General features: G+C 60.6%; 3 protein-coding genes. 2 read left to right on the top strand and 1 reads right to left on the bottom strand.

Features of this window, described 5'->3' with window-relative positions:
* Window positions 1-92 precede the first annotated feature (92 nt).
* Window positions 93-2006, bottom strand: a complete 1914-nt coding sequence (gene dibA / locus IQK56_RS08245; protein WP_193863827.1) for a phosphodiesterase DibA — start codon at window positions 2004-2006, stop codon at window positions 93-95.
* 166 nt (window positions 2007-2172) lie between these two features.
* Between dibA and desA the strand changes: the two genes are divergently transcribed.
* A complete protein-coding gene (desA, locus tag IQK56_RS08240; RefSeq protein ID WP_122307446.1) occupies window positions 2173-3357 on the top strand; it encodes a delta-9 fatty acid desaturase DesA in 1185 nt (394 codons plus the stop codon).
* Between the two features lie 188 nt (window positions 3358-3545).
* Window positions 3546-4547, top strand: a complete 1002-nt coding sequence (locus IQK56_RS08235) for a sensor domain-containing diguanylate cyclase (RefSeq protein WP_122307445.1) — start codon at window positions 3546-3548, stop codon at window positions 4545-4547.
* Window positions 4548-4632: the final 85 nt, after the last annotated feature.

Raw genomic sequence — 4632 nt, 5'->3', positions numbered from 1 at the left:
GGCTGCCCCCGATGGCGGTCTTTCAGTCAACAAACTCTGTGACTGGGGTACTGCTATCGGGGGCAAGCCCCCTCCCACATTTTGAATGCATTTCAAGGCTGGATAGTGGGCGCGCGCTCCCAATCAATTTCATTCGCTGGCATCGGCCGACCAAACCAATAGCCCTGCCCCAGATCGCAGCCCTGTTCCACCAAAAACCGCGCCTGCTCCACCTGCTCGATGCCCTCGGCGTGCACCTGCATGCCCATGCTTTTCGCCAACGCGATGACCACGCGCACAATCGCGGCGTCGTCGTCATCCCACGGCAACCCGGCGACAAAGCCCTGGTCGATCTTGAGCTTCTGCACCGGCAGGCGCTTGAGGCGCAGAAGGGACGAATAGCCGGTGCCGAAGTCATCAATAGCCAGGCGCAGGCCCAGTTCGCGCAGGCGGTGCAGTTGTTCCAGGGCCACCTCGGGGTCATCCATCACTGCACTTTCGGTGACTTCCAACTCCAGGAAAGCCGGATCAAGGCCAGTGTCGTGCAGCACCTGGGCGACTTGCTCATACAGCTCACGCCGGGCAAACAGGCGGCTGGACACGTTGATCGCGATAAAACTCAGCGCCACGCCGTCGGCCAGCCATTGGCACATCTGGCGACAGGCCTGCTCCATCACCCAAGCGTCGATATCGGCAATCAAGCCGGTGCGTTCAGCGATGGGGATGAATTCGCCCGGCGGCACCAGGCCGCGCTCCGGATGCTGCCAGCGCACCAGCGCTTCGACGCCGATCAGGCGGCTGCTATGCAGGTCGTGCACGGGCTGGTAGTAGACGCGCAATTCCTGCTGGTCGAGGGCGCGGCGCAGCTCACTGGCGATTTCCACGCGGTTCTGCGCGTGGGCGGTGAGTTCTTCGGTGTACAAGGCATAGCCTTCGCGGCCGACGCTTTTGGCCTTGAACAGCGCGGAGTCGGCGTTGCGCAGCAGTTGCTCTGCGCTGAGGGCGTCGTTGGGAAACAGGCTGATGCCGATGCTGGCGCTGATAAACAGTTGATTGCCGTCAAAGGTGAACGGCTGTTTCATCACGTCCAGCATGCGCTGCGCCAATGCCGCTGCCTGCACCACCTTTGAACAGTTTTCCGCGAGCACCGCAAACTCATCGCCGCCCAGGCGCGCCAGGGTCACGCCGGGGCCGAACAGCGTCTTGAGCCGCTCGCCCACCAGCTTGAGCAACTGGTCACCGACGTTATGGCCAAGGCTGTCATTGATGATCTTGAAGTGATCCAGGTCCAGCAACAGCAGGGCGCAGCCGCGTTTGTGCAGTTGTGCCGAGGCCAGCGCCTGCTCGGCGCGGTCGGTAAACAGCAGACGGTTGGGCAGGTCGGTCAGAGGGTCGTGGTGCGCCAGGTGCGCCAACTCATGCTCGGAATCCTTGATGGCGCTGATGTCGGAAAACACCGCGACGTAATGGCTGATGTGGCCCTGGTCATCGTGAATCACCCGGATGGTTTGCCACTGTGGATAAATCTCGCCGCTTTTGCGTCGGTTCCAGATTTCTCCGCTCCATTCACCGGTGTGTTCCAGGGTCTGGAACATCTGCTGGTAAAAACTCGACGAATGGCGCCCGGACTTCAGCAGGCTGGGCTGCTGGCCCATGACGTCTTCGCGCTGGTAGCCGGTGATCTCGATGAATGCCCGGTTCACATGCACGATCAGGCCCTTGGCGTTGCTGACCAGTACGCCTTCGCGGGTGCAGTCGAAGACGGCCGCCGCCTGGCGCAGGCGCTCGCGGTTTTCCTTCAGGGGTTGCTGCAACTGGTGGGTCCGGGCGAAGCGTGCGCACAACAGGTAAATGGCCAAGGTGCTCAGGGCCACCCACACATAACCGCGCATCTGCAGCCAGCGCCCCAACTCCCGCGGTTCATCGAGAAAGTTGATCAATATGTGATGGCTGAGCTGGAGCCAGACAATGGAAACCAGCAGGTATACCAGCCCCACACGCAGGGCACCTCGGTATGAAAACAGCATATGGCCAGTAGTCCTTACTAAAAAACCAGAATCGTCCTACAACGCGTCGGGATTATAGAATAGGAAACACCTTGTAAGTCTTATCTGAAACGGTGACTGGTTTTATCCTTAAAGCCAGTGATAATGCGGGTGCTGTTTTTTTCTTTATCAGAGGGCCATACAGCCTATGTGGTACAACGGTTTTCTTGACCTGTCAGCCTGGCAACTGGTTGCAGTCACTCTGTTGATGACCCACGTGACCATTGTTGGGGTCACGGTTTATCTGCACCGCTATTCAGCCCATCGCTCCCTGGAGCTCAATGCCGGCCTGAAACACTTCTTCCGCTTCTGGCTGTGGCTGACCACGGCGCAGAACACCCGCGAGTGGACTGCCATCCACCGCAAGCACCACGCCAAGTGCGAAACCGTCGATGACCCGCACAGCCCGGTCATCAAGGGCCTGTCCACCGTGCTGCGCAAAGGCGCCGAGCTGTACCGCACCGAGGCCGAAAACCCCGAAACCCTGCGCATCTACGGCAAGAACTGCCCGGACGACTGGATCGAACGCAAGATCTACACCCCGTACCCGCTGCTGGGCGTGGCGATCATGGGCGTGATCGACCTGCTGCTGTTCGGCACCATCGGCATCACCATCTGGGCGATCCAGATGATGTGGATCCCGTTCTGGGCCGCCGGCGTGATCAACGGCTTGGGCCATGCGGTGGGCTATCGCAACTTCGAATGCCGTGATGCGGCGACCAACCTGGTGCCGTGGGGCATCATCGTCGGTGGCGAAGAACTGCATAACAATCACCACACCTACCCCAACTCGGCCAAGCTGTCAGTGAAGAAGTGGGAGTTCGACCTGGGTTGGGCGTGGATCAAACTGTTCAGTTTCCTGCGCCTGGCCAAGGTCCAGCGCGTGGCGCCGATTGCCCATCGCGTCGAGGGCAAAGGCAGTCTGGACATGGACACCGCCATGGCGATCCTCAACAACCGCTTCCAGATCATGGCCCAGTACCGCAAATTGGTGATCGGCCCGCTGGTCAAGCAAGAGCTGGAAAAGGTCGATCATTCGGTGCGTCACCAGTTCCACCGGGCCAAGCGTCTGCTGTCGCGGGAAACCAGCCTGCTGGATGACCGCCATCACCTGCGTATCCAAAGCATGCTGGAACACAGCCAGGCCTTGAAAGTGATCTACGAAAAGCGCCTGGCGCTGCAGCAGATCTGGCTCAAGACCAGCACCAACGGCCACGATATGCTCGCCGCCATCAAGGATTGGGTGCACGAGGCCGAGGCGAGCGGCATCCAGTCCCTGCGGGATTTTGCCCACCAATTGAAGACCTATTCGCTGCGTCCTGCGGCGGTCTGACAGTGCCGTGGGAGGGCTTTCCCTCCCACGCATCCTCTTTTTGGCGTCATTATCCGGGCACCGCCAATCGGCACCGTTCATGGAACTTCATCGCATTTACCCTCTCTCAATGAACACTTCGCCATCATGGTGGCCCCTTGTTGTGACCGCTGCTCCATCCTGCGGCGCGCCCAGAGAGAGTTGTGCCGATGGTTCTCGAAAAGCCGTTCCTTACCGACACCCCAACCGCTGACCCTCCACGTCCGGCTGCGGCTGCAACCCTGCTGGCGCTGGTGCATGCCCAGGGCGAAGTCGAACGGCTGAGCGAACGCGAACAACTGCTCAGCTCGCTGTTGGTCAGCGTGAATGCCGTACTCTGGGCCATCGATTGGGAGACCCGCCGCGTGCTTTATGTGAGCCCGGCCTACGAGCGAATATTCGGCCGTTCCGCCGGTTTGCTGCTCGCCGATCATCGGGAATGGCGCAACAGCATTCACCCAGAAGACCTCGACTACGCCGAACACAGCCTTTCCCGCGTACTGGAACAAGGCGCCGTGGAAGACCGCGAATACCGCATCATCACCGCCGATGGGCAGATCCGTTGGCTGAGTGACAAGTGCTACATCAACCAGCAGGTCGAACCCGGCGAGCCGGTGATCGTGGTCGGCATGGCCGAAGACATCACCGAAAAGAAGCAGCTGGAACTGGAACTGCACCGCCTCGCCACCACCGACGTACTGACCCAGAGCAGCAACCGGCGGCACTTCTTCGAATGCGCCAACCAGGCCTTCGACACCGCCTGCGCCCAAGGCGCGCAATTGGCCTTCCTGTTGCTGGACATTGATGATTTCAAGGACGTCAACGACACCTACGGCCACCTGGAGGGCGACCAGGTGCTGCGGCGTATTGCCGAGAGCGGTCGCGGGGTACTGCGCCGAGGCGACCTGTTCGGACGCATTGGTGGCGAAGAGTTCGCCGCCGTACTGCCCGGTTGCGCGCCTGAGATGGCGTTGCAAGTGGCCGAGCGCCTGGGCAAAGAGATCCAGGCGCTGAGTTTCAGCTTCGAAGGCCAGGCGTTCAGCGTCACCATCAGCCAGGGCCTGGCCAGCCTGACCGAGGAAGACTCAACACTGGACAGCCTGTTCGCCCGCGCCGATGCCGCCATGTACGAGGCCAAGCGCCAGGGCAAGAACCGCGTCATCGCTGGCTGAATGCCGATCACTGTGGGAGGGGGCTTGCCCTAATGCCGGTCAGTTAAGAAGTCGCAAGGGTAAAAAGTAACCTGTGGTGAGCGGG

Source organism: Pseudomonas cyclaminis (assembly GCF_015163715.1).
In the GTDB taxonomy this organism is placed as follows: Bacteria; Pseudomonadota; Gammaproteobacteria; order Pseudomonadales; family Pseudomonadaceae; genus Aquipseudomonas; species Aquipseudomonas cyclaminis.
Note: the sequence above shows the minus strand (reverse complement) of the source record. Positions and strands in the feature narration are given on the sequence as shown.

Excerpts from the sequence above, each read along its gene's own strand:
- dibA (WP_193863827.1), bottom strand. The coding sequence starts at position 2,006 with ATGCTGTTTTCATACCGAGGTGCCCTGCGTGTGGGGCTGGTATACCTG.
- desA (WP_122307446.1), top strand. The coding sequence starts at position 2,173 with ATGTGGTACAACGGTTTTCTTGACCTGTCAGCCTGGCAACTGGTTGCA.
- IQK56_RS08235 (WP_122307445.1), top strand. The coding sequence starts at position 3,546 with ATGGTTCTCGAAAAGCCGTTCCTTACCGACACCCCAACCGCTGACCCT.